The sequence below is a fragment of the Nocardioides flavescens genome, assembly GCF_009823805.1.
Classification (GTDB): Bacteria; Actinomycetota; Actinomycetes; order Propionibacteriales; family Nocardioidaceae; genus Nocardioides; species Nocardioides flavescens.
The window spans coordinates 292229-315210 of the sequence record NZ_WUEK01000002.1 but is presented as its reverse complement, the minus strand read 5'-3'; the positions used below and the strand labels follow the sequence as shown (position 1 = coordinate 315210).

Genomic DNA, 22982 nt, shown 5'->3' with positions numbered 1-22982 from the left:
TGACTACCGGTCGGTAGGCCGAAACGGGTCGCCTACTCGTCGTCCTCGAGCCGGAAGCCGATCTTCATGCCGACCTGGAAGTGCTCGACGGTGCCGTCCTTGATCTGGCCGCGCACCTCGGTCACCTCGAACCAGTCGCAGTGGCGCAGCGTCTTGGCGGCTCGCTCGACGCCGTTGACGATGGCGGCCTCGATGCCGTCGGGGGACGTGCCGACGATCTCGGTCACTCGGTAGGTGCGGTTGGTCACAGCCTGGGCCTCTCTCTGGACGGGTGTCGTGCACTGTAGCGACGTACGATCGAGGTATGGCGAAGCAGCGGGGTCGGGAGCCTGAAGCGGTGCGCATCACCTCGGCGGCGGCGAGCCGCGAGGGCGACATCGCAACGCGTCAGAAGCGCTACCTGCTCTCGATGAGCCTGCGCACGATCTGCTTCGTCGGCGCCATCATCGCCTTCCTCGCCGGCGTCGCCTGGCTGTGGCCGATCCTGATCGTCGGCGCGGTGCTGCTGCCCTACCTCGCGGTGGTCATGGCCAACGCGACGGCGACGCGCAGCGACGGGTTCGCGCTCGTCGACCACGGTCTCGGCCAGCGTCAGCTCGGCGGCCGATCCGAGTCCCAGACGCAGTCCTAGACCGAGGCCGGGGCGGGTTTGATTCCGCGGCCGGTCGTGGGATGCTTGGAGCACCGGCCGGGTTCGCTCGGTCGGGGTGGTGCCGGACAGCTCTCCCCGTGGTTGGCCGGCACCACTTTCACATTTACGACCCGGTCGGGAGCACAGCGTTGAGCGACACCTGCTCCGCCAAGGGTTGCCCGCACCCGGCCGTGCACGCGCTGCTGTGGAACAACCCGCGACTGCACACCCCCGAGCGGCGCAAGGTGTGGCTCGCGTGCGAGGAGCACCGCGAGAGCCTGGGCGACTTCCTCGGCTCGCGCGGGCTCCTGCGCGACGTCGTGGTCCACGAGCCCGGCGCCGACCTGAGCGTGTGAGCTCAGCCGCCGATCGCTGACATCGGCCGGTCGGGCTGGAGGAACGTCGGGTCGTCGATGCCGTGGCCGGGCTTCTTCGTCGCCATCGCGGCGACCCAGCGCTGGGCGAGCTCCTCGTCACCGGCGCCGGCGCGCAGTGCGGTGCGCAGGTCGGACTCCTCGCGGGCGAAGAGGCAGTTGACGACCTGACCGTCGGCGGTGAGCCGCACCCGGTCGCAGCTGCCGCAGAACGGCCGGGTCACCGAGGCGATGACGCCGACCGTCGCCGGCCCGCCGTCCACGAGGAACCGCTCCGCCGGCGCGCTCCCCCGCGGCTCCTCGTCGGGCACCAGCACGAAGCGGCTCTCGAGCGAGGCGAGGATCTCGTCGGCGGTGACCATCGCGGCGCGGTCCCAGCCGTGCTGCGCGTCGAGCGGCATCTGCTCGATGAAGCGCAGCTCGTAGCCGCGCTCGAGGCACCACTCCAGCACCTCGGGGGCCTGGTCGTCGTTGACCCCGCGCAGCAGCACGGCGTTGACCTTGACCGGTCCGAGGCCGGCCGCCTGCGCTGCCGCGAGGCCGGCCACGACGTCGTGGAACCGGTCGCGCCGGGTGATCTCGTGGAACGTGTCGGCGCGCACGGTGTCGAGGCTGACGTTGACACGCGTGAGGCCGGCCTCGGCGAGCGCCGTGGCGGTGCGGGCCAGGCCGAGCGCATTGGTGGTGACCGAGGTCTCCGGCGCGGGGTCGAGCGCCGCGGTGCGCCGCACGATGTCCACCAGTCCCCGGCGCACCAGCGGCTCGCCGCCGGTGAAGCGGACCTCGGTGATGCCGAGCCGCTCGACCGCGATCGTGATGAGTCGCACGACCTCGTCGTCGGTGAGCTGCGACTCCAGGGGCATCCAGTCCAGACCCTCGGGCGGCATGCAGTAGGTGCAGCGCAGGTTGCAGCGGTCGGTGAGGCTGACCCGCAGATCGGTGGCGACCCGTCCGTAGTCGTCAGCGAGCGGCAGCATGGTGTCCACTCTAGGCGCGGCCCGGTTGGGTTCGGGCTGGCACCGGGGCCAGGGCGCGTTGGTCAATTCCACGCGGTCGCCCGCGCGGCGTCGCATCGGATCTGGCGGCGTTGTCGTCGCCCGCCGTGACTCCGCCACGGCGGGCTCCTCCGCCTTGCCAGCTCCGCGCGACCCCACGCCTGCTCCCACGGGGACTTGATCAACGCGCCCTCGGTAGCCTCGTGTCGTGCGTTCGTTCGGGTTCTTGCTGAGCCGCCGCTGGGCGCTGTTCGCCGTGGCGGTCGCGCTGGCGGCGTACGCCGCGTGGTGGCTCGGGGAGTGGCAGTTCGGGCGCCTGGACGACCGCAAGGCCGACAACGCCGTGATCCGCACCAACGAGAGCCTGGCGCCGGCGCCGGTGGACGACGTGCTCGCCGTCGGGGAGCAGCCCTCGCACGAGGACGAGTGGCGGCTCGTGACCGCGACCGGCACCTACGACGAGTCCAGCTCGGTCGTGGTCCGCTACCGCACCCGTGACGGCGCCCAGGGCGTCGACGTGGTCGTGCCGCTCGTGACCGCCGACGGCACCGCGCTGCTCGTGGACCGCGGGTTCCTCGCCACCGACAGCAGCGGCGTCGACCGGGCCGACCTCCCCTCCCCGCCCTCGGGCGAGGTCGAGGTCACCGGCTGGGTGCGCGCCGACGGCACGGGCGACAGCACCCGCGTCGACGGCCTCTCGACCCGCGCCATCAGCAGCCGCGAGATCGGGCCGGCCATCGACCGCGACGTCTTCGGCGGCTTCGTCGACCTGCAGGCCGAGGACGGCGCCCCAGCGGCCGGTCTCGACCCGGTCGAGTTGCCGGAGCTGAACAACGGGCCGCATTTCTTCTACGGCCTGCAGTGGTGGTTCTTCGGGGTCCTCGCGGTCTTCGGCTTCTTCTACCTGCTCTACGACGAGTGGCGCGGCGGACCGCGCTCCGAGCGCGCCCCGAAGCCCGGCTCGCCGACCCGGCCGCCCAAGCCCCCGAAGAAGCGGTCGCGCTCGCGCATCCAGGCCGACGCGATCCGGGCCCAGCTCGAGCGCGAGAAGGCGGAGAAGGAGGCCCGCAAGGCCGCCGAGCGGGAGCGGGAGCGCACCGGCGGCTGACCACCGGCGCACCCCCGCGCTCGTCCTCAGCTCACCAGCGGTCGTGCACGAGCGGGCGCAGCCGCTCGTCATACAGCTCGCGCACCCCGGCCTCGAACGCCGCACCCAGGGGCGCGACCTCGCCGGCGGCGGCGTTGGCGCGGGCCTGCTCCGGGTTGCGGGCCCCCGGGATGACCGTGCTCACGCCCGGCTGCTGCCAGCACCAGGCGATCGCGGCCTGGGCCGCCGTCACCTCACCGGGCAGCCCGTCGACCAGCTCGCCGAAGGTCGAGGCCGCCGCGAGGCCGTCCTCCCACGGCACGCCGGCGAAGGTCTCGCCCACGTCGAAGGCGCTGCCGTCGCGGTTGTAGTTGCGGTGGTCGTCCTCGGCGAACGTCGTGCTGGCGGAGTACTTGCCCGACAGCAGCCCCGAGGCCAGCGGCACGCGCACGATGATGCCGACGCCGGCCTCGAGGGCGGCGGGGAGCACGCGGTCGAGGGGCTTGAGCCGGAACGCGTTGAGGATGATCTGGATCGAGGCGACGCCCGGGCGCGCGATCGCGGAGAGCGCCTGGTCGCAGGTCTCCACCGAGACGCCGTACGCCGCGATCGAGCCGTCCCCGACGAGGGCGTCCAGGGCGTCGTAGGTCGCGTCGTCGTCGATCGTGGCCGACGGCGGGCAGTGCAGCTGCACCAGGTCGAGACGGTCGGTGCCGAGGTTGGCACGCGAGCGGTCGATCCACGCCCGGAAGTTGTCGGGGTTGTAGTTCTCGGGCACCTGCTCCTGACGGCGGCCCATCTTGGTCGCGACGGTGAAGCCGGCGTCGGCGTGGTCGGCGACGAAGGCGCCGACGATCCTCTCGCTGCGACCGTCGCCGTAGACGTCGGCGGTGTCGTAGAACGTCACACCGGCCTCGGCGGAGGCCTCCAGGACGGCGCGGGCATCGGACTCGGACACGTCGCCCCAGTCGGCACCGAGCTGCCAGGTGCCGAGGCCGACGACGGACACGGGACGGCCGGTACGGCCGAGGATTCTCTCTTCCACGCCCCCACCCTGTCAGAACCCGCGGTGAACGCTCACAACGCCCGCAGCGCGCCCCCGTCGACGGGCAGCATCACGCCGGTCAGGAAGGACGCGGCGGGCGAGAGCAGGAACGCCGCGGCACGGCCGAACTCGACCGGCTCCCCCTGGCGCCGCAGAGGGATCCCGGCCACGGCAGCGGCCCGCGCCGCCTCCGCGTCGCCGGTTGCCTCGTCGATCTCGTCGAGCCGCTCGGTGGCGATCCGGCCCGGCAGCAGCCCGTTGACCCGGATGCCGCGGGGCCCGACCTCGTCGGCCAGGGTCTTGGCGACCATCGCGAGACCGGGCCGCAGCCCGTTGGAGACGGCGAGCCCGGAGACGGGCGAGCGCACGCTGGAGGACAGCACGAAGGCGACCGAGCCGCCGTCGTCGAGCTCGGCGACGACCTGGCGGGCCAGCCGCACCGCGCCGAGGAACACCGACTCGAACGCCGCCGTCCACTGCGTGTCGTCGATCGCACTCACGGGTCCGACCGGCGGTCCGCCGACGCTCACCACGGCGCCGTCGAGGCGGCCCCAGCGCTCCCGGGCGGTCGCGATCAGCCGGCCGGGCGTGGCGGGGTCGGAGTTGTCCGCGGCGAGGCCCGTCGCGGAGGTCTCCCCGAGGGCGGAGACGGTCGCACCGACGGCTTCCTCGCTGCGGCTCGACACCACCACCCGCGCGCCCTCGGCGACGAGCACCTCGGCGCAGGCGCGGCCCAGGCCGCGGGTGCCGCCGGTGACGAGGTAGACGCGATCGGTGAGGCCGAGGTCCATGGGCTCGAGCGTACGGCCGCCGAGTCAGGCCGGGACGTCCTGGACGAACTGCGTGCGGTGCAGGTCGGCGTAGAGCCCGCCCTGGCGCAGCAGCTCGGCGTGGGTGCCGCGCTGCACGATCCGGCCGCCGTCGACGACCAGGATGAGGTCGGCGTGGCGCACGGTCGAGAGCCGGTGGGCGATCACCAGCGAGGTGCGCCCCTCGAGGGCGGCGTCCAGCGCGCGCTGGACCGCGGCCTCCGACTCGGAGTCCAGGTGCGCGGTCGCCTCGTCGAGCACGACGATCGCCGGCGACTTGAGCAGCAGCCGGGCGATGGCCAAGCGCTGGCGCTCGCCGCCGGAGAGGCGATAGCCGCGGTCGCCGACCACGGTGTCGAGGCTGTCGGGCAGCCCGCGCACGAGCGTCGCGACCTGAGCGGCCGCGAGGGCCGACCAGATCGCGTCGTCGTCGGCGCCGGGCGCGGCGTAGGCGAGGTTGGCCCGGATCGTGTCGTGGAACATGTGGGCGTCCTGGGTGACGTAGCCGACGACGTCCTCGAGCGACTGCAGGGTCACCTCGCGCACGTCGTGGCCACCGACGCGCACGGCGCCCGCGTCGACGTCGTAGAGCCGTGCGACCAGGTGGGTGATCGTCGTCTTGCCGGCCCCGGAGGGGCCCACGAGCGCCACCATCTGGCCCGGCTCGGCGACGAACGACAGGTCGTGGAGGACCTCGGTGTGGTCGCGGGAGTCGGCCCGGGCCACCGTCTCGAGCGAGGCCAGGGACACCTCGTCGGCCCGCGGGTAGGTGAAGGAGACTCCGTCGAACTCGAGCCGCGACGCGTGCGCGGGCAGCTCGTGGGCGCCGGGCCGCTCCTCGATGAGCGAGGGCAGGTCGAGGACCTCGAAGACGCGCTCGAAGCTGACCAGCGCCGTCATGACGTCGATGCGCACGTTGGAGAGCCCCTGCAGCGGCCCGAGCAGGCGCAGCAGGAGCGTCGCGAGCGCCAGCAGCGTGCCGACCGAGAGCGTGCTGCTGATGGCGAGCTGGCCGCCGACGCCGTAGACGAGCGCGGTGGCGAGCGCCGGCACCAGCAGCATGGAGGCGGAGAAGATGCGCGTGGTGAGGCTGATGCGGACCCCGAGGTCGCGCACCACAGCGGCCTTTCCGGCGAAGAGCGCGTCCTCCTCCCCTCGGCGTCCGAACAGCTTGAGCAGCATCGCTCCGCCGACGTTGAACCGCTCGGTCATGACGTTGCCGAGGTCGGCGTTGCCGTCCATCTGCTGACGCGTCATGGCGGCGAGCCGGCCGCTGACCCAGCGCGAGACGAGGAAGAGGATCGGGAACATCAGGAGGCACAGCACCGTCACCTGCCAGCTGAGCGCGATCATCGTGACGCCCACGACCAGGACCGCGATCGCGTTGGCGACCGTGCTCTGCAGCGTCGACGTGAACGCGCGCTGCGCACCGATGACGTCGTTGTTGAGCCGCGAGACGAGGGCGCCGGTCTGGGTGCGCGTGAAGAAGGCGAGCGACTGGCGCTGCACGTGGGCGAAGACGCTCGTGCGCAGGTCGAAGATCAGCCCCTCCCCGATCCGGCTCGAGAACCAGCCGCCGAGCACGCTCAGCAGGGCGCTGAGCACCGCGACGCCCGCCATGCCGAGCGCGAGCCACGTGACGGCGCTGCGGTCGCCGGCCAGGATGCCGTCGTCGACGATGCGCTGGACCAGCAGCGGGGTGACGACCACCATCGCCGCGTCGACGACCGTGATGGCGAGGAACACCGAGATGAGCCGCTTGTGCGGGCCGGCCCAGCGCAGGATGCGGGCGACGGTGCGCCGTTCGATGCGGTTGTGGACGATGCTGCGGTCGGTGCGCAGGTTGCGCCAGGCGGCCCCTGCCCCGGGACCGCCCATCCCGCCCATCACCGGCGACTCATGACAGCAGCTCCGCGAGCGCGCGGAAGCGCCGGGTCTGGGCCTCACGCTCGAGCCGGCGCTGGGTGTCGAGGTCGTGGTCGGTGGCGGTGCGCAGCAGCCGCTTGGTCTCGGAGACCGCGCCGGGGTCGTGCGCGGTCAGGGCCGCGGCGAGGTCCGCGACCGTCGCGTCGAGCTGCTCGAGCGGTACGGCGGTCAGCGCGATCCCGATGTCGACCGCCTCGGCGGCTCCGACCATCCGGGCCGTCGCGCAGATCTCGAGTGCCCGCTGGTAGCCGACGGCCTCGACCAGCGGCTGCGTGCCGGTGAGGTCGGGAACGAGGCCGAGGGCGGGCTCCTTCATGCACAGCTGCGCGTCGTCGGCGAGCACCCGCAGGTCGCAGCTCAGGGCCAGCTGGAAGCCCGCGCCGACGGCGTACCCCTGGACCGCCGCGACGGAGGTGAACCGGCTGTCGCGCAGCCAGGTGAAGCCGCGCTGGTAGCCGTCGATCGCCTCGCTGACCGCGGCGTCGTCCTGCTGCAGGAGCCGCCCGACGTCGCCGGTCGCAGGGTCGAGCATCGCCCGGTCGAGGCCGGCGCTGAAGCTCTGGCCCGCGCCGCGCACGACGACGACCCGGACCTCGTCGGGCAGCGCGTCGCCGATCGAGGCGAGGGCGTGCCACATCTGCGGCGTCTGCGCGTTGCGCCGCTCGGGCCGGTCGAGGGTCACCGTCGCGACGGCGTCGGTCACGTCGAGACGCAGCCCCGCTGCCGCCAGCTCGACTGCGAACCCGTCGGTGGACTGCGCGGTGCTCATGTCCTCGAGACTAGAGCCCCGCACCGACACGCAGGCCAGCGAGATCAGGCCAGGGACACCAGGTCGGCGTAGGAGTCGTTCCAGAGGTCCTCGTCGCCGTCGGGCAGCAGCAGCACCCGGTCGGGCTCCAGCGCCCGGACGGCGCCCTCGTCGTGGGTGACCAGGATGATCGCGCCCTCGTAGGTGCGGATCGCGGCCAGCACCTCCTCGCGGGAGGCGGGGTCGAGGTTGTTGGTCGGCTCGTCGAGCAGGAGCACGTTGGCCGAGGAGACGACGAGCGAGGCGAGCGCGAGGCGCGTCTTCTCGCCACCGGAGAGCACCTTGGCCGGCTTGTGGGCGTCCTCGCCGGAGAAGAGGAACGAGCCGAGCACCGAGCGCGCCTCGGTGTCGGTGAGCTGCGGCGCGGCGCTCTGCATGTTCTCCAGCACCGTGCGCGAGGTGTCGAGGGTCTCGTGCTCCTGGGCGTAGTAGCCGATCTTCAGCCCGTGGCCGGGCACGACCTCGCCGGTGTCGGCGCGGTCGACGCCCGCGAGGATCCGCAGCATCGTCGTCTTGCCGGCGCCGTTGAGCCCGAGGATGACGACCCGGCTGCCCTTGTCGATGGCGAGGTCGACGTCGGTGAAGACCTCGAGCGAGCCGTAGGACTTCGAGAGCTCCGAGGCGGTCAGCGGGGTGCGACCGCAGGGGGCGGGCGCCGGGAACTTGATCCGGGCGACCTTGTCGGCCTGACGCTCCCCCTCGAGCCCGGCCATCATCTTCTCGGCCCGCTTGAGCATCGACTGCGCGGCCTGCGCCTTCGTGGCCTTGGCGCGCATCTTGTTGGCCTGGTCGGTGAGCGTCTTGACCTTGTTCTCGGTGTTGGCGCGCTCGCGCTTGCGCCGCTTCTCGTCGGTCTCGCGCTGGAGGAGGTACTGCTTCCAGCCCATGTTGTAGACGTCGACCTCGGCACGGTTGGCGTCGAGGTGCAGCACCTTGTTGACCGTTGCCTCGAGCAGTCCGGTGTCGTGGCTGATCACCACGAACCCGCCGCGGTGGGACTTGAGGAAGTCGCGCAGCCAGACGATCGAGTCGGCGTCGAGGTGGTTGGTGGGCTCGTCGAGCAGCAGCGTCTCGGCGCCCGAGAACAGGATGCGGGCGAGCTCGACCCGGCGGCGCTGACCGCCGGACAGCGTCTTCAGCGGCTGGGTCATCAGCCGGTCGGCCAGCCCGAGGCTGGAGGCGATCTGCGCGGCCTCGGCCTCCGCGGCGTACCCACCACCGGCGTGCAGCTCGGAGTCGGCGCGCTCGTAGCGGCGCATCGCGCGGTCGCGGACGGCCGGGTCGTCGCTGGCCATCTCCTCCTCGGCCTGACGCAGCCGGCGCACGACGTCGTCGAGGCCGCGCGCGGAGAGGATGCGCTCGCGGACGGGGACCTCGGGATCGCCGGTGCGGGGGTCCTGGGGCAGGTAGCCCACCTCGCCGGTGGTCTCCACGCGCCCGGCAGCCGGCAGCGCCTCACCCGCGAGGATCTTGGTCATCGTGGTCTTGCCCGCACCGTTGCGGCCGACCAGCCCGACCTTGTCCCCCGCGGCGATGCGGAAGCTGACGTCTGCCATGAGGAGCCTCGCCCCGGCTCGGACCTCGAGCTGGTGAGCGGTGATCATGACTGGGCCAAGCCTACGGCCGTCGCGCCCCACGTCCCCAACTGACGCCCTAGTGTGGGCGGGTGCGCTTCAACCCCAAGGCCGACATCAGCGGCGGACGTGTCTCGGACCGGCGTGGCGGCGGTGGCGGCGGGGGTGGTCTGCGCCGAGGCGGTCTCGGCGGGGGCATCCCGGGCGGCGCGGTCGCCGGCGGCGGGATCGGCACCACGATCCTCGTGATCGTCATCTTCCTGGTCGTCCAGTTCGCCGGCGGCGGGGGCGGCAGCGGGGACACCGGCGGCGCGGTCGAGACCACTGACCGCTACGCCGAGTGCAAGAGCGGGCAGGACGCCAACGAGAACGTCGACTGCGCCCGCCAGGCGGTCGAGCTGTCGCTCGAGCGCTACTGGTCGGCCGAGCTGCCCGCGCAGACGGGCACCGAGCTGCGCCCGAGCCAGATCGTGACGTTCAGCGGCAGCACCACCACCGGCTGCGGCGGCGCGACCTCCGACGTCGGCCCTTTCTACTGCCCGACCGACGAGACCATCTACCTCGACACCACGTTCTTCGACGACGTGCTCGAGGGCCAGCTCGGGGGCCGGGGCGGCGACTTCGTCGAGCCCTACGTCATCGGCCACGAGTTCGGTCACCACATCCAGAACATCCTCGGCACGATGGGCCAGGTCCGCACCCAGACCGGTCCGGAGAGCGACTCCGTCCGCCTCGAGTTGCAGGCCGACTGCTACGCCGGCATGTGGACGAAGGGCGCGACCTCGACCACGGACGATCAGGGCGTGCGCATCTTCGACGCGCTCGACCAGGGCGACATCGACGAGGCCCTCGACTCGGCCAAGGCCGTCGGCGACGACCGGATCCAGCAGCGCGGCGGCGGCGACGTCAACCCCGAGCAGTGGACCCACGGCTCCGCGGCCGAGCGCCAGCGGTGGTTCACCACCGGGCTGAACGCCACCGACATCCGCGAGTGCGACACGTTCGCAGCGACGTCGCTGTAGCCCTCACCCGCCGACGAGCGCCTCGATCTGCGGGAACTGCCGCTGGAGCGAGCGCAGGTGGGGCGCGACGGCGGGGTGGCGGTACTTCCCGGCGAGGGCGCCCTCTCCCCCGGCGACCCGGGCGAGCGCCCACTCGGCGCGGTTGAGCGCGGTGAGGACCGCGGTGACGCGGGCGCCGTGCTCGACCTGCTCGGCGGTGGCCAGCCCGTCCGGCAACCCCAGCAGGTAGGCCTCGAGCAGGGGCTCGAACCCCTCCCGGGCGGTGAGCGCGTGGTAGCCGAGGTCGCCCCCGACCGGGCCGTGACCGACCGTGCCCCAGTCGACGGCGAGCACGTCGTCCTCGACGCGGCCGACCAGGTTGGCGGGGGTCGGGTCGCCGTGCTGGGCCACCTGCGGCAGGGCGTCGAGCTCGTCGAGCAGGGACGCGCGACGGCGCCAGAGGTGGTCGGCGACGTCGGCGACGGTCGTGCGCGCGAGCGTCGTCCAGCCGCCGCGCCGTTCGACGCGGTGCATGCGGTCGCGCAGCAGGTCGCGGGCCAGCCAGCGGTGCGCCCCGAGCTCCGCCCCCGCGAACCGGGCCATCGCGTGGGCGCAGAGCAGTCCGGTGTTGGCGGCGTCCTCCACCCAGTCCTGCACGAGGGTGATGCCGTCCTCGTCCTCCTCGACGGACGTCAGCGACGGCGCCCGCAGGCCGGGTCCGCCGAGCGCGATCCGCGCGGTGACGACGTCGGCGGCGCGCCGCCAGTAGGCGAAGTGGCGCGGGTCGCTCAGCGGGGCGGGGTCGTGGGTCCCGGGCGCGACGAGGCGCTTGACCACGACGGGGCGGCCGCCGAGCACGGTCCGCCAGACGCCGAGGGTGGAGGTGCCGTGCGCGCCCGGCAGGGGGTGCCACCCCGGCTCGGGCTGCCACATGGCTCGGACGCTAGTGGATGCGGCGCTCGATCCGGTGCAGGACGACGCCGCTCAGCGCGCCGTTCTGGACCTCGGCGGTGAGGTAGGTGCAGTGCGGCTGCCGTCTCCGGTCGGTCGGCGAGCCGGGGTTGAGCAGCCGGAGGGTGCCGCTGTCGGGTCGCTCGGCGACGGTGTCCCACGGGATGTGGCTGTGCCCGAACACCAGCACGTCGACATCGGGGTACGCCGCGGCGCAGCGCCGCTCGCGGCCCTCCTTGCTCCCGGTCTCGTGCACCACTGCGAACCGGACGCCTCCCAGCTCGACCCGCGCGACCTCGGGCAGCCGGGCGCGCAGCTCCGGTCCGTCGTTGTTGCCCCAGCACCCGACCAGGCGGCGCGACCGCTCCTCGAGGCGGTCGAGCAGATCCACCTCGACCCAGTCACCGGCGTGGAGCACGACGTCGGCGCGGTCGACCTCGGCCCAGACCTCCGCGGGCAGGTCCCGGGCGCGCTTGGGCAGGTGGGTGTCGGCGAGCAGCAGCAGCCTCACGCGTTGTGCACCTCGATCCGCGCGGAAGCGCCGTCGACGACGGCCTGCTCCAGCACGCCGCGACGCGGGTCCGGCACGGCGAGCCACGGCTGGTGCACCCGCACGTGGACCAGGCGCGGGTCGTCCAGCACCTCCTCGACGGCGGCCCGGTCGCCGCCGGCGACGACGTCCCCGACGTCTGCCAGGATGCGCGCCGCGTGGTCGGCCGCCGCCTCGTAGGCCTGGCGGGCCTGGTTGTCACGCCGGCGCGCGAACCGCTGCTGGCTCTGACCGCCCGCCTTGGTCCGGCCCTGCACGTGACGCTGCCCGGTCTTGGACTCCACCATCTCCCCTCCGTGCAACCGGGCGACGGCGAACCCGCCCTTGCGCACCAGCAGCACGCCCCACCGCTCCGGCGCCTGCACGGCCGCCGCGAAGGCCGCCGCCTCCGCCGGTCCGTCGTACGACGCTCCGAGGGGCAGGCGCGCCGCGAACCGCGACCCGTCGTCGGCGACGCCGAGCAGGGCGCCGTCCTCCACGCTCAGCGCCGTCCCACCGTGGCGCGCCACGAAGTTGGCCACCCACCGCTCGACGCGGGCGGCGGGCACCTGGACGGACGTCACGAGCCCCAGTGCACCAGACGGCCGGAGGCGATGCGTGAGATGGTCGTGCCTGCACAGGCTCGGGGACGGAGCCTCGGCCCCCGGAGGCACTGCGCATGCCGATCTCCCGCACGGCCCGCTCCTGGCTGGCCTGGCTGGTCGTCGTGGCCACGGTGCTCGCACTGGCGCCCGACCCGGCACGGGCGCAGGTCTCCTCGCAGGTCACCTCGCAGGTCTCCTCGACCGCGAGGACGGACTCGCGCATCGGCCCGACCGACTGTCGCCTGCTGGGCCGCGTCTACGTCGGAGGCCAGGGGTGCAGTCGCGACCGGTGCGTCCCCGGAGCTCGGATCGCCAAGGCGGCCCGAGGCGCGGAGCTGTGCGCACTGCGGGGTCAGGGCGACCACGCCTTCGGGGCACCTGTCGACTACCGGCTCTGTGCACAGCTGCACCGACGCTGGGTCGCTCAGGTCAACTGGTGTGCCGCCAACCCCGACCGCGGCCGAGCCGTCATCACCCACGCGCCGCAGTGCACCGGCACCGCCTCGACCTACGTCACCCACAGCGACCGCGCGGGGGCCTACGACGAGTGCCGCTCCCCCGGTGACGTGCGCCGTCTGAGAGAACAGGCGCGCCAGCGCGGCACGACCCTGGAGCGGGAGGCGCGTGAGACCTCGGCCGTCATCTGCTCGACCCGGCCCGGTCACCGGTTCACCGACGGCCGCTGCGAGCGTGGTCACGACCCGGCCGACACACCGGGCGGCGTCCTCCTGGTCGGCGACTCGATCGCATGGCGCGGCCAGGACGAGCTGGGGACACGGTGGCCCGACGCCCACCTCGACGGGATCCCGTCGCGCCGTCTCGACGACCTCCGGCCACGCCTCGACGCGTTCGAGGCCGACCACGGCGCGCCGGACGGGCTCGTCGTCGAGCTCGGCACCAACGCGGCCCGCGGCTTCAGGGCGAGCGACCTGCGTGCGGTCCTCGACACCCTGCCCGCGCGGACCCCGGTCATGCTCGTCCTGCCCTACCGGGCCGATCCCCACCGGCCCGCCGAGATCCAGCCGGCGAGCACGCGCACCGCGAGGTGGATGCGGAGGCTCGCCACCGACCGACCCGCGACCTGTGTCGCCGACTGGCGCGGAGTCGTTGCCGCGCGTCCGGGCGTCCTGGTCGACGGGGTGCACCCGACCTCGTCGGCGGAGACCTTCTGGGCGGAGTGGATCGTCAGGTCCTGGCGGTCGTGCGGTCGTGACGTCCGGGCCGGAGGCCGCCGCTCCTGACAGGCCGCGCCCGCGGCACTGTCACATCCGCTCGAGCGTCGCGCGCCGACGGCTGTCGCGCTCCATCCACCCCAGTGTCGCGAGCCCGGCGACGCCGTACGCCAGGCCGGTGAGCAGCTCGCGCACGAGCGGTCCCGCGACGTCACCCAGCGGCGCGCCGGCGGCGACGGAGCGGGCCGCCTCGATGCCGTGGGTGAGCGGCAGCCACTCGCCGACGGCGGCCATCCAGGCCGGCAGGTCGGCGAGCGCGACATTGGTGCCGCAGAAGACGAGCAGCACGAGGAAGACGACGTTGCCGAGGGTGGCCCCGTCGCGGATGCGCAGACAGGCGGCGCCCATGAGCAGGCCCAGGCTCGTACACGACACCGAGGTCACCGCGACGGCGAGGAGCAGCGAGGGCCACACCGCGACCTCGAGGCGCACGCCCAGCAGCAGGGACCCGACGCCCAGGCCGAACACCGCCACCGCCCAACCGGTGACGATCACCGGCAGCGCCCTGCCCAGGAACAGCGGCAGCCGCCGGGCCGGCGTGACGAGGACCAGCCCGAGGGTCTGGGCCCACCGCTCCCCCGAGATCGCGAACGTCATCGCGAACGTGCACGGGATCGCGGCGTAGTTGAGCGCGTTGCCGACCAGGAAGAAGCGGTCGTCGCCGACGCCGGCCGCGCGCCCGACGTAGGCGAACAGCAGGATCTGCGCCACCGGCGAGACCATCAGCGACGGGACGAGGATCCACGGGCTCAGCCAGTTGAACTGCGCGCGGAAGCTCAGCAGACCACCGACGAAGAACACCCGAGCGCTGCTCACGACCCGCCCCTCACGACCGCCACCTCACGTCAGGGCCAGCGTCGCGTGGCGCCGTGCGGACTCGATGAGGCGTCGACCGAGGTACGCCGCGAGCGCGGCGTACGCCGCACCGAGGGCCAGGCAGACGGCCAGCTCGCCCCACGGGCTGCCACCCGAGGCGGCGGACCGCATCGCCTCGACGGCCCACGTGGGTGCCAGCGCCCAGGACAGCGGCCGGACCACGAGCGGCAGCAGCGAGACCGGCACGACGAACCCGCAGAGCAGCCAGCCGGGGTACTCCAGCGATGCGCCCAACGCCCACGCCGTGCGGTAGCGCACCGCGACCACCGACAGCAGGAAGCCGAACATCGCGATCGTCACCGTGGCCGCCAGCACCCCCAGCACCAGCAGCGGCCAGCTCGCGACGTCGAGCCGCACGCCGAAGACCAGCCGGTTCCAGACCAGGGTGACCACGACGCTCACCAGCCCGACGGTCGCCATCGCCGTGGTGATCGGCACCAGGACCATCAAGAACGGCGTGGGCGCGGCCACGAGCAGCTCGAGCGTGCCGGCCCATCGCTCGCGGTTGAGCAGACTGCTCGCCGCGACGGTGACCGAGGTCCACACCCCCATCACCGCGGCACCGAGGCCGGCGTATGCCATCGCCCGCGGGTCGCCCTCGACGCGGTAGACGAGCAGGGTGGCGGTGGCGAACATCAGCGGGAAGACCACGCCGAGGAAGCCCTCGAACGGCGAGACCAGCAGGATCTTGAGCTGCAGCCGGTAGCAGAGCCAGAGCTGACGGGCCCGAGTCGTCAGTCGGGTCACTGGGTCACCAGCTGGACGTAGGCGTCCTCGAGCGTGGGCTCCCGCGCCGACACCCGCCCGACGCGCACGTCGCCCAGCCGTGACAGCACGTCCTGGGTCACCTCCGAGTCGGCGTCGCACTGCAGCACCAGCACCTGCAGCTGACCCCGCTCCTCCACCGCGACCGAGTGCACCGGCCCGAGGTCACCGAGCGTCTCGACCACCCCGGCGGGCACGCCGTAGGTCTCGACCTCGAGCACCCGACCCGACGCGACCCCGCGCTTGAGCTGCTCGGGGGTGCCCTCGGCGACGATCTCGCCGGACCTGATCACCGCGATCCGGTCGCACAGCTCGTCGGCCTCGAACATGTAGTGCGTCGTCAGCAGGACGGTGGTGCCCTGCTCCTTCAGGGAGGCGATGGTCGCCCGCAGCTCGCGCGCCCCGACCGGGTCGATGCCGATCGACGGCTCGTCGAGGAACACCACGTCGGGGTCGTGGAGCAGCCCGCGGGCGATGTGGAGCCGCTGCCGCATCCCGCGGGAGTAGCCCTCGACCCGCTCGTGCTCGCGACCGGTCATCCCGACCAGCTCGAGGAGTGCGCCGATGCGCCGCTGCTGCTCGCGCGGCTCGACGCCGTACAGCTCGGCGAAGTAGCGCAGGTTGTCGAGCCCGCTCAGCCGGTCGTAGAGACCGCGGTCGCCGCCGAAGACGTAGCCGATGCGGCGGCGTACGGCGCGCACGTCGGCGACGACGTCCATGCCGAGCACCGACGCGCTGCCCGAGGTCGGCAGCAGCAGAGTGATCAGCATCTTGATCGTCGTCGTCTTGCCGGCTCCGTTGGGGCCGAGCAGACCGAACGTCTCGCCCGGCGCGATCTCGAAGGAGACGCCCCGCACCGCCTCGACCTCGCTGCGCGTGCGTCTCAGCCGGCCCTGGGTGGTGCGGAAGCTGCGTCGCAGGTCACGTGCCACCACTGCCGTCACTCCGGCACCCCACCAGGGACAGCGCCCGACGCGCCAGTGGTTTACGCCGAGCGCAGAGACCGTGATTTCGAGACAGGACTCCGTCCTCCTTAACCACCGGTGCACCCGGTGGTTGAGGAGGTCGCGCTAGCGACCGTCTCGAAACCCCTCAGACGTTGAAGCCGAGCGCGCGGAGCTGCTCGCGACCGTCCTCGGTGATCTTGTCGGGGCCCCACGGGGGCATCCAGACCCAGTTGATGGCGACGTCGTTGACCATGCCCTCGAGGGCGGCGTTGGTCTGGTCCTGGATGACGTCGGTCAGCGGGCAGGCCGCCGACGTGAGCGTCATGTCGAGGACGACGTTGTGGCCGGCGTCGAGGTGCACGTCGTAGACGAGGCCGAGGTCGACGACGTTGATGCCGAGCTCGGGGTCGACGACGTCCTTCATCGCCTCGGTGACGTCGTCCACGGTCACCGTGGCAGTGCCGCCGGCCTCGGGGACCTCGGGGAGCTCGCCGTGATCAACCATTCCTGGCCTCCAGGGTTCGGGTCGTGGCGTCCTTCCAGGCCATCCACGACAGCAGGGCGCACTTCACGCGCGCCGGGAACTTGGCGACGCCGGAGAACGCGACGGCGTCCTCCAGCACCTCCTCGTCGGGCTCCACGGCGCCCTTGCCCTGCATGAGGGCGAGGAACTCCTCGTGGATCGTCATCGCCTCGTCGACCGGCTTGCCGATCACGAGGTCGGTCATCACCGACGCCGAGGCCTGCGAGATCGAGCAGCCGACGGCGTCGTAGGAGACGTCGTCGACGGTGCCGTCGTCGCCGACGTGCACGCGCAGGGTCACCTCGTCGCCGCAGGTCGGGTTGACGTGGTGCACCTCCGCCTCGAAGGGCTCGCGCAGGCCCTTGTGGTGGGGGTTCTTGTAGTGGTCCAGGATGATCTCCTGGTAGAGGCTGTCGAGGTCCATCGCTCAGTCCAACCGGAAGTACGAGCGGGCGTATTCCAGCCCCTCGACCAGCGCGTCGATCTCGCCCGGCGTCGTGTAGAGGTACGACGACATGCGGGTCGTGCTCTGCACCCCGAACCGCTCGTGGGCCGGCCGGGCGCAGTGGTGACCGGCGCGCACCGCGATGCCGCGGGTGTCGAGCACGGTCTGCAGGTCGTGCGGGTGGATGCCGTCGAGCTCGAAGGAGATCGCGCCGCCCCGCAGCGCGGCGTCGGTCGGGCCCAGCACCTTCAGCCCCGGCACCGTCGCCAACCCGTCGAGGGCGTAGGCCGTGATGGCCTGCTCGTGGGCCTGGATCGCCTCCATCCCGACGTCACCGAGGTAGCGCACCGCTGCACCGAGGCCCACGGCCTCCGCGATCGGCGGCGTACCGGCTTCGAACTTGTGCGGGATGCCGGCGTACGTCGAGGCCTCCATGCGGACGGTCTCGATCATCTCGCCGCCACCGAGGAACGGCGGGAGCTGCTCGAGCACCTCGCGCCGACCCCACAGGACGCCGATGCCGGTCGGGCCGACGACCTTGTGGCCCGTGAAGACCAGGATGTCGGCACCGCTCGCGACCACGTCGACGGGCAGCTGGGGCGCGGCCTGCGAGGCGTCGACCACGACCAGCGCCCCCACTTCGTGGGCGCGCCGGGCGATCTCGGCGACCGGGTTGATCGTGCCCAGCGCGTTGGAGACCCAGGTCAGCGAGACGACCTTGGTGCGCTCGGTGATGAGGGAGTCGATGCCGCTCAGGTCGAGCTGCCCCTCGTCGGTCAGGCCGAACCAGCGCAGCGTCGCGCCCGTGCGCTGCGTGAGCAGCTGCCACGGCACGATGTTGGAGTGGTGCTCCATCTCCGTGATGACGACCTCGTCACCGGGGCCCACCTGGTAGGGCGAGGCCCAGGCCAGGGTGTTGGCCGCGAGGTTGAGCGCCTCGGAGGCGTTCTTGGTGAAGATGACCTCGTCGCGGCTCGGGGCCCCGATGAACGCCGCCACCGCGTCGCGGGCGTCCTCGAACGCCTGCGTCGCCTCGGCGCCGAGCTGGTGCATGGCGCGCGCGATGTTGGCGTTGTGGTGCTCGAGGTGGTCGACCATCGCGTCGATCACGCACTGCGGCTTCTGGCTGGTGTTGGCGCTGTCGAGGTAGACCAGCGGCATCCCGCCCGCGAGCGTGCGCTCGAGGATCGGGAAGTCCTTGCGCACGACCTCGAGGTCGGGGAGCAGGCCGTCCATGGTGCCGGTCCTTCCGTCGTAACAAGTGGGGTGATCGGGGCCGCGGCCCTCAGCGTTGCGATGAGTCGTGCTGGGCAAGGCGGAGGAGCGAAGGCGGCCTGGGAGCGGAGCGGCCGTCGAGCGACGACAACGCCGCCCAGTGCGGCTCAGCGCAGCGCTGAGACGTACTTGTCGTAGCCGTTGGCCTCGAGCTCTTCTGCGAGTTCGGCGCCGCCGGACTCGGCGACCCGGCCGGCCACGAACACGTGGACGAAGTCGGGCTGGATGTAGCGCAGGATGCGGGTGTAGTGCGTGATCAGCAGGACACCCTTGCCGTCCTTCGCGCGGAAGCGGTTGACGCCCTCGGAGACGACCTTGAGCGCGTCGATGTCGAGACCGGAGTCGGTCTCGTCGAGGATCGCGACCTTGGGGTCGAGCAGCTCGAGCTGGGCGATCTCGTGACGCTTCTTCTCACCACCGGAGAAGCCCTCGTTGACCGAGCGCTGCGAGAACGTCGGGTCGAGGTCGAGGTTGCCGAGCGCGGTGTTGACGTCCTTGACCCAGGTGCGGAGCTTGGGGGCCTCGCCGTCGATGGCGGTCTTGGCGGTGCGCAGGAAGTTCGCGACCGACACACCGGGGACCTCGACGGGGTACTGCATCGCGAGGAACAGCCCCGCGCGCGCCCGCTCGTCGACCGACATGTCGAGGACGTCCTCACCGTCGAGCAGCACGCTGCCGCCGGTGATGTCGTACTTCGGGTGACCCGCGATCGAGTAGGCCAGGGTCGACTTGCCCGAGCCGTTGGGGCCCATGATCGCGTGGGTCTCGCCGTCGCCGATGGTCAGCGTGACGCCCTTGAGGATCTCCTTGGGACCGTCCTCGGTCCTGACCGAGACCTGCAGGTCCTTCACTTCGAGCGTGCTCATTGCGGGGTGACTCCGTTCAGGGTGGTGGTGATGTCGATGTGGACGCTGCGTCCGTCGGCGTCGTCGCGGATCTCGACGGGGAACGTCGCGACCGGCTCGGTCGCGGGCAGCGAGGTGGGCTTGCCGGTGCGCAGGTCGAAGCGCGAGCCGTGGAGCCAGCACTCGATGGCGCACTCCTCGACGTCGCCCTCCGAGAGCGCGACCGCGGCGTGGGTGCACAGGTCCTCGACCGCGAAGACCTCGTCGCCGTCACGGGCGACGGCGAGGTCCTTGTCGCCCACGGTCACCCCGAGGGCCGCGCCCTCGGGGATCTCGTCGAGGGCGCAGGCGCGCTCGAAGGCCACGGTCAGTCGCTCCCCAGCATGTTCTTGGCCAGCTCGGCCTCGACCGTCTGCGTGAGCTGGTCGGCGATGGAAGGCACACCGGCCTTGCGGATCAGGTCGGCGAAGAAGCCGTGCAGCACCAGCTGGCGGGCCTCGGACTCCGAGACGCCGCGCGAGCGGAGGTAGAACAGCTGCTCGTCGTCGAAGCGGGCGGTCGTGGACGCGTGGCCCGCGCCCTCGATCTCACCGGTCTCGATCTCGAGGTTGGGCACCGAGTCGGCCTGGCAGCCGTCGGTGAGCACGAGGTTGCGGTTCTCCTCGTAGGTCTCGATGCCCTCGGCGACCTTGCGGATCAGGACGTTGCCGATCCACACCGTGTGCGCGCCCTGGCCCTGCAGCGCGCCCTTGTAGCTGACGTTGCTCTTGGTCTTGGGCTGGTTGTGGTCGGCGAAGAGCCGGTGCTCGAGGTGCTGGCCGGCGTCGGCGAAGTAGAGGCCGAGGAGCTCGGCCTCGCCGCCCGGGGCGGCGTACTCGACGTTGGCGTGCAGCCGCACGACGTCGCCACCGAAGCTGACCGCGGTGTGGCGCACGGAGGCGTCGCGGCCGACCTTGATGGCGTCGCGGCCGAGGTGGACCGCGTCGTCGTCCCAGTCCTGGAGGGTCAGCACGTTGACCTGGGCGCCGTCGCCGACGAGCACCGAGGTGGTCGCGGCGTAGCGCGCCGAGCCGGTGTGCACCACGACGATCGTGGCCTTGGCGAAGGCGCCGACGCGCAGCACCAGGTGGCCCCAGACGACGTCATCGGCCGACTCGCCGTGCAGGCGCAGCACGACCGGCTGGTCGTCGGAGAGCTCGACCTCGGAGGCGACGTCGACGAGCACCGCGCCGCCGGCGTTCTGCACGGCGAGGGCCGAGGGCCGGTCGTTGGGAGCGAGCTCACCGAGCTCGCGGGCCTCGGCGGCGCTGATCTCGCGCAGCGTGACGCCCTCGGGCAGCTCGGTCGTCCACGTCAGGCGGGCGTCGGACGCCTCGCCGTCGAGCAGGCCGCGCAGCCGCTTGAGCGGGGTGAAGCGCCAGATCTCCTCGCGACCGTGCGGGACCGGGTGGTCGGCCAGGTCGTAGGACGGGGGCGGGTTGAGGTGGCTCTCGATCCCGGTCACGGTCTCGAGAGCGTCGGCGACAGCGGTCATCAGCCGACGGCTCCTTCCATCTGCAGCTCGATGAGGCGGTTGAGCTCGAGGGCGTACTCCATCGGGAGCTCCTTGGCGATCGGCTCGACGAAGCCGCGCACGATCATCGCCATCGCCTCGTCCTCCTCCATGCCGCGCGACATGAGGTAGAAGAGCTGGTCGTCGGAGACCTTCGAGACCGAGGCCTCGTGACCCATCGACACGTCGTCCTCGCGGATGTCGACGTAGGGGTAGGTGTCCGAGCGGCTGACCTGGTCGACCAGCAGCGCGTCGCAGAGCACGTTGGACTTCGAGCCGTGCGCGCCCTCGTTGACCTGGATCAGGCCGCGGTACGACGTGCGCCCGCCGCCGCGCGCCACCGACTTGCTCAGGATCGAGCTCGAGGTGTGCGGAGCCGCGTGCACCATCTTGGCGCCGGCGTCCTGGTGCTGACCCTCGCCCGCGAACGCGATCGAGAGCGTCTCGCCCTTGGCGTGCTCGCCCATGAGGTAGATGGCGGGGTACTTCATCGTGACCTTGGAGCCGATGTTGCCGTCGACCCACTCCATCGTCGCGCCGGCCTCGCAGGTGGCGCGCTTGGTGACGAGGTTGTAGACGTTGTTCGACCAGTTCTGGATGGTCGTGTAGCGGCAGCGGCCGCCCTTCTTGACGATGATCTCGACGACCGCGGAGTGCAGCGAGTCGCTGGAGTAGATCGGCGCGGTGCAGCCCTCGACGTAGTGCACGTAGGCGTCCTCGTCGACGATGATCAGCGTCCGCTCGAACTGGCCCATGTTCTCGGTGTTGATCCGGAAGTACGCCTGCAGCGGGATGTCGACGTGCACGCCCTTCGGCACGTAGATGAACGAGCCGCCCGACCACACCGAGGTGTTGAGCGCGGCGAACTTGTTGTCGCCGACCGGGATGACGGTGCCGAAGTACTCCTTGAAGAGCTCCTCGTGCTCCTTCAACGCCGTGTCGGTGTCGACGAAGATGACGCCCTGCTCCTCGAGGTCCTCGCGGATCGAGTGGTAGACGACCTCCGACTCGTACTGCGCGGCGACGCCGGAGACGAGGCGCTGCTTCTCCGCCTCGGGGATGCCGAGCTTGTCGTAGGTGTTCTTGATGTCCTCGGGCAGGTCGTCCCACGTGGCCGCCTGCTTCTCGCTGGAGCGCACGAAGTACTTGATGTTGTCGAAGTCGATGCCCGACAGGTCGGAGCCCCACGACGGCATCGGCTTGCGGCCGAAGAGCTTGAGCCCCTTCAGGCGCAGGTCGAGCATCCACTGCGGCTCGCTCTTCTTGCTCGAGATGTCGCGGACGACGTCCTCGTTGAGCCCGCGCTTGGCGACCGAGCCGGCCTCGTCGCTGTCGGCCCAGCCGAACTGGTAGCGACCGAGACCTTCGAGCTCGGGGTTGCGCTCCTCGATGGAGGTCATGAGGTGACCGTCTCCTTCTGGTGGTGGGTCGAGCCTGGCTGCCGCGTCGACGCGGGCGGCAGGTCGGGGATGCAGGTGGTGCAGACGCCGTCGCCGTGGGCGATGGTGGCCAGTCGCTGCACGTGGCGTCCGAGCACGCGGCTGATCGCCTCGGTCTCGGCCTCGCACAGCTGGGGGAACTCGTGGGCGACGTGCGAGACGGGGCAGTGCTGCTGGCACAGCTGCTCCCCCGCGCTCTGCCCGCTGATGAGGGGCAGCCCGCGCACAGCGGCGGCGTACCCCTCGTCGGTCAGGACGGCGGCGACGACCTCGACGCTCGTGAGGTCGGGTCGCGCCGCGGCGACCTCGGCGAAGCGCTCCTCGATGAACGCCACCCGGCGGTCGGCGAACGCGCGGACCGCCTCCTCGCCGCCGGTCTCGCGCACGAAGCGCAGGGCCTGGACGGCCAGGTCGTCGTAGTGCTGGTCGAAGCCCTCGCGGCCGCGCTCGGTGAGCGCGAAGACCTTGGCCGGGCGCCCGCGACCGCGCTGGGCCTGGGGCCGCGGGTCGCGCGCCTCGACGGCGCCCTCCTCGACCAGCAGATCGAGGTGGCGGCGTACGGCGGCAGGCGTCAGATCGAGTCGCACACCCAGGGCAGCGGCGGTGGACGGGCCGTCGACGAGGAGCGAGCGCGCGACGCGCAGACGCGTCGGCTGGTCGTCCTCGAATATCACAACACCAGTGTGCCGTTATTGGATCGACCGCTTCAAGGAAGGCTCGCCTAACCTCGACCGTCCCCCGTCGCAGG

26 protein-coding genes are annotated in these 22982 nt (G+C 72.1%); 5 read left to right on the top strand and 21 right to left on the bottom strand.

What is annotated here, in order from left to right:
• Positions 1-32 precede the first annotated feature (32 nt).
• Positions 33-248, bottom strand: coding sequence for a dodecin (locus GRQ65_RS04225; protein ID WP_160875467.1), 216 nt, complete (start codon positions 246-248; stop codon positions 33-35).
• Between the two features lie 89 nt (positions 249-337).
• Here GRQ65_RS04225 and GRQ65_RS04220 point away from each other — a divergent pair, with 89 nt between their 5' ends.
• Positions 338-631, top strand: a complete 294-nt coding sequence (locus tag GRQ65_RS04220) for a DUF3099 domain-containing protein (protein WP_337191481.1) — start codon at positions 338-340, stop codon at positions 629-631.
• Between the two features lie 149 nt (positions 632-780).
• Positions 781-987: an acetone carboxylase gene (locus tag GRQ65_RS04215; protein ID WP_202387318.1), complete on the top strand. Its 207-nt coding sequence runs from the start codon at positions 781-783 to the stop codon at positions 985-987.
• A 2-nt stretch (positions 988-989) separates the two neighbouring features.
• Here the strand turns inward: GRQ65_RS04215 and moaA are convergent, their stop codons facing one another.
• On the bottom strand, positions 990-1982 hold the full coding sequence (gene moaA, locus GRQ65_RS04210; protein WP_237447656.1) for a GTP 3',8-cyclase MoaA: 993 nt from the start codon (positions 1980-1982) through the stop codon (positions 990-992).
• A gap of 226 nt (positions 1983-2208) precedes the next feature.
• Between moaA and GRQ65_RS04205 the strand changes: the two genes are divergently transcribed.
• Complete coding sequence (locus GRQ65_RS04205; RefSeq protein ID WP_160875461.1) at positions 2209-3108, top strand: SURF1 family cytochrome oxidase biogenesis protein; 900 nt, start codon at positions 2209-2211, stop codon at positions 3106-3108.
• Positions 3109-3139: 31 nt separating this feature from the next.
• Here GRQ65_RS04205 and GRQ65_RS04200 read toward each other — a convergent pair whose 3' ends face one another.
• The 5 genes from GRQ65_RS04200 to GRQ65_RS04180 all read right to left on the bottom strand — a co-directional run bounded on the left by GRQ65_RS04200 (position 3140) and on the right by GRQ65_RS04180 (position 9279).
• Positions 3140-4096 (bottom strand): aldo/keto reductase, encoded by a 957-nt coding sequence (locus tag GRQ65_RS04200; protein ID WP_337191480.1) that lies wholly within the window; start codon positions 4094-4096, stop codon positions 3140-3142.
• Between the two features lie 68 nt (positions 4097-4164).
• Positions 4165-4923: an SDR family oxidoreductase gene (locus tag GRQ65_RS04195; RefSeq protein ID WP_160875457.1), complete on the bottom strand. Its 759-nt coding sequence runs from the start codon at positions 4921-4923 to the stop codon at positions 4165-4167.
• Positions 4924-4947: 24 nt separating this feature from the next.
• Positions 4948-6819 carry an ABC transporter ATP-binding protein gene (locus GRQ65_RS04190; RefSeq protein ID WP_337191479.1) on the bottom strand — a complete coding sequence of 624 codons (1872 nt, stop codon included), beginning with the start codon at positions 6817-6819 and terminating at the stop codon, positions 4948-4950.
• 19 nt (positions 6820-6838) lie between these two features.
• On the bottom strand, positions 6839-7636 hold the full coding sequence (locus tag GRQ65_RS04185) for an enoyl-CoA hydratase/isomerase family protein (protein ID WP_160875455.1): 798 nt from the start codon (positions 7634-7636) through the stop codon (positions 6839-6841).
• A 44-nt stretch (positions 7637-7680) separates the two neighbouring features.
• Complete coding sequence (locus GRQ65_RS04180; RefSeq protein WP_160875453.1) at positions 7681-9279, bottom strand: ABC-F family ATP-binding cassette domain-containing protein; 1599 nt, start codon at positions 9277-9279, stop codon at positions 7681-7683.
• Between the two features lie 62 nt (positions 9280-9341).
• On the opposite strand from GRQ65_RS04180, the gene ypfJ reads away from it, so the two are divergent.
• A complete protein-coding gene (gene ypfJ / locus GRQ65_RS04175) occupies positions 9342-10271 on the top strand; it encodes a KPN_02809 family neutral zinc metallopeptidase (protein ID WP_160875451.1) in 930 nt (309 codons plus the stop codon).
• A gap of 3 nt (positions 10272-10274) precedes the next feature.
• Here ypfJ and GRQ65_RS04170 read toward each other — a convergent pair whose 3' ends face one another.
• Genes GRQ65_RS04170 through GRQ65_RS04160 form a run of 3 tightly spaced genes read right to left on the bottom strand, consistent with a single transcriptional unit; the run spans position 10275 to position 12314 of the window.
• Positions 10275-11183 carry an aminoglycoside phosphotransferase family protein gene (locus tag GRQ65_RS04170; RefSeq protein WP_160875449.1) on the bottom strand — a complete coding sequence of 303 codons (909 nt, stop codon included), beginning with the start codon at positions 11181-11183 and terminating at the stop codon, positions 10275-10277.
• 10 nt (positions 11184-11193) lie between these two features.
• Positions 11194-11712, bottom strand: coding sequence for a YfcE family phosphodiesterase (locus GRQ65_RS04165; RefSeq protein WP_160875447.1), 519 nt, complete (start codon positions 11710-11712; stop codon positions 11194-11196).
• Entirely contained in the window at positions 11709-12314 is a 606-nt protein-coding gene (locus tag GRQ65_RS04160; RefSeq protein WP_160875445.1) for an acVLRF1 family peptidyl-tRNA hydrolase, read from the bottom strand. Before GRQ65_RS04160 ends, GRQ65_RS04165 begins: the two co-directional genes overlap by 4 nt.
• Positions 12315-12409: 95 nt before the next feature.
• Here GRQ65_RS04160 and GRQ65_RS04155 point away from each other — a divergent pair, with 95 nt between their 5' ends.
• Entirely contained in the window at positions 12410-13576 is a 1167-nt protein-coding gene (locus GRQ65_RS04155; protein ID WP_160875443.1) for an SGNH/GDSL hydrolase family protein, read from the top strand.
• Between the two features lie 21 nt (positions 13577-13597).
• Here the strand turns inward: GRQ65_RS04155 and GRQ65_RS04150 are convergent, their stop codons facing one another.
• The 11 genes from GRQ65_RS04150 to GRQ65_RS04100 form a co-directional block, all read right to left on the bottom strand.
• Positions 13598-14383 (bottom strand): ABC transporter permease, encoded by a 786-nt coding sequence (locus GRQ65_RS04150; protein ID WP_160875441.1) that lies wholly within the window; start codon positions 14381-14383, stop codon positions 13598-13600.
• A gap of 24 nt (positions 14384-14407) precedes the next feature.
• Positions 14408-15190, bottom strand: a complete 783-nt coding sequence (locus GRQ65_RS04145) for an ABC transporter permease (RefSeq protein ID WP_160875439.1) — start codon at positions 15188-15190, stop codon at positions 14408-14410.
• Positions 15187-16152, bottom strand: a complete 966-nt coding sequence (locus GRQ65_RS04140) for an ATP-binding cassette domain-containing protein (RefSeq protein ID WP_160875437.1) — start codon at positions 16150-16152, stop codon at positions 15187-15189. Before GRQ65_RS04140 ends, GRQ65_RS04145 begins: the two co-directional genes overlap by 4 nt.
• A gap of 148 nt (positions 16153-16300) precedes the next feature.
• Positions 16301-16660, bottom strand: coding sequence for a metal-sulfur cluster assembly factor (locus GRQ65_RS04135; protein WP_160875435.1), 360 nt, complete (start codon positions 16658-16660; stop codon positions 16301-16303).
• The gene (sufU, locus tag GRQ65_RS04130; RefSeq protein ID WP_160875433.1) at positions 16653-17102 is read right to left on the bottom strand and encodes a Fe-S cluster assembly sulfur transfer protein SufU; all 450 of its coding nucleotides are present in this window, start codon (positions 17100-17102) and stop codon (positions 16653-16655) included. The genes GRQ65_RS04135 and sufU overlap by 8 nt, the downstream gene beginning before the upstream one ends.
• Before the next feature lie 3 nt (positions 17103-17105).
• The gene (locus tag GRQ65_RS04125; protein WP_160875431.1) at positions 17106-18359 is read right to left on the bottom strand and encodes a cysteine desulfurase; all 1254 of its coding nucleotides are present in this window, start codon (positions 18357-18359) and stop codon (positions 17106-17108) included.
• A 146-nt stretch (positions 18360-18505) separates the two neighbouring features.
• Complete coding sequence (gene sufC / locus GRQ65_RS04120) at positions 18506-19264, bottom strand: Fe-S cluster assembly ATPase SufC (RefSeq protein ID WP_160875429.1); 759 nt, start codon at positions 19262-19264, stop codon at positions 18506-18508.
• Positions 19261-19608, bottom strand: a complete 348-nt coding sequence (locus GRQ65_RS04115; protein WP_160875427.1) for a Rieske 2Fe-2S domain-containing protein — start codon at positions 19606-19608, stop codon at positions 19261-19263. The genes sufC and GRQ65_RS04115 overlap by 4 nt, the downstream gene beginning before the upstream one ends.
• Before the next feature lie 2 nt (positions 19609-19610).
• Positions 19611-20777 (bottom strand): Fe-S cluster assembly protein SufD, encoded by a 1167-nt coding sequence (gene sufD, locus GRQ65_RS04110; RefSeq protein WP_160875425.1) that lies wholly within the window; start codon positions 20775-20777, stop codon positions 19611-19613.
• A complete protein-coding gene (gene sufB / locus GRQ65_RS04105; protein WP_160875423.1) occupies positions 20777-22195 on the bottom strand; it encodes a Fe-S cluster assembly protein SufB in 1419 nt (472 codons plus the stop codon). The genes sufD and sufB overlap by 1 nt, the downstream gene beginning before the upstream one ends.
• Entirely contained in the window at positions 22192-22908 is a 717-nt protein-coding gene (locus tag GRQ65_RS04100) for a helix-turn-helix domain-containing protein (protein WP_160875421.1), read from the bottom strand. Before GRQ65_RS04100 ends, sufB begins: the two co-directional genes overlap by 4 nt.
• Between the last annotated feature and the right edge of the window lie 74 nt (positions 22909-22982).

Bases quoted from the DNA above. Each gene is read 5' to 3' on its own strand.
- moaA (WP_237447656.1), bottom strand. From the start codon at position 1,982: ATGCTGCCGCTCGCTGACGACTACGGACGGGTCGCCACCGATCTGCGG.
- GRQ65_RS04195 (WP_160875457.1), bottom strand. From the start codon at position 4,923: ATGGACCTCGGCCTCACCGATCGCGTCTACCTCGTCACCGGCGGCACC.
- GRQ65_RS04190 (WP_337191479.1), bottom strand. From the start codon at position 6,819: ATGGGCGGTCCCGGGGCAGGGGCCGCCTGGCGCAACCTGCGCACCGAC.
- GRQ65_RS04185 (WP_160875455.1), bottom strand. From the start codon at position 7,636: ATGAGCACCGCGCAGTCCACCGACGGGTTCGCAGTCGAGCTGGCGGCA.
- GRQ65_RS04180 (WP_160875453.1), bottom strand. From the start codon at position 9,279: ATGATCACCGCTCACCAGCTCGAGGTCCGAGCCGGGGCGAGGCTCCTC.
- GRQ65_RS04170 (WP_160875449.1), bottom strand. From the start codon at position 11,183: ATGTGGCAGCCCGAGCCGGGGTGGCACCCCCTGCCGGGCGCGCACGGC.
- GRQ65_RS04155 (WP_160875443.1), top strand. From the start codon at position 12,410: ATGCCGATCTCCCGCACGGCCCGCTCCTGGCTGGCCTGGCTGGTCGTC.
- GRQ65_RS04135 (WP_160875435.1), bottom strand. From the start codon at position 16,660: ATGGTTGATCACGGCGAGCTCCCCGAGGTCCCCGAGGCCGGCGGCACT.
- sufU (WP_160875433.1), bottom strand. From the start codon at position 17,102: ATGGACCTCGACAGCCTCTACCAGGAGATCATCCTGGACCACTACAAG.
- GRQ65_RS04125 (WP_160875431.1), bottom strand. From the start codon at position 18,359: ATGGACGGCCTGCTCCCCGACCTCGAGGTCGTGCGCAAGGACTTCCCG.
- sufC (WP_160875429.1), bottom strand. From the start codon at position 19,264: ATGAGCACGCTCGAAGTGAAGGACCTGCAGGTCTCGGTCAGGACCGAG.
- sufD (WP_160875425.1), bottom strand. From the start codon at position 20,777: ATGACCGCTGTCGCCGACGCTCTCGAGACCGTGACCGGGATCGAGAGC.
- sufB (WP_160875423.1), bottom strand. From the start codon at position 22,195: ATGACCTCCATCGAGGAGCGCAACCCCGAGCTCGAAGGTCTCGGTCGC.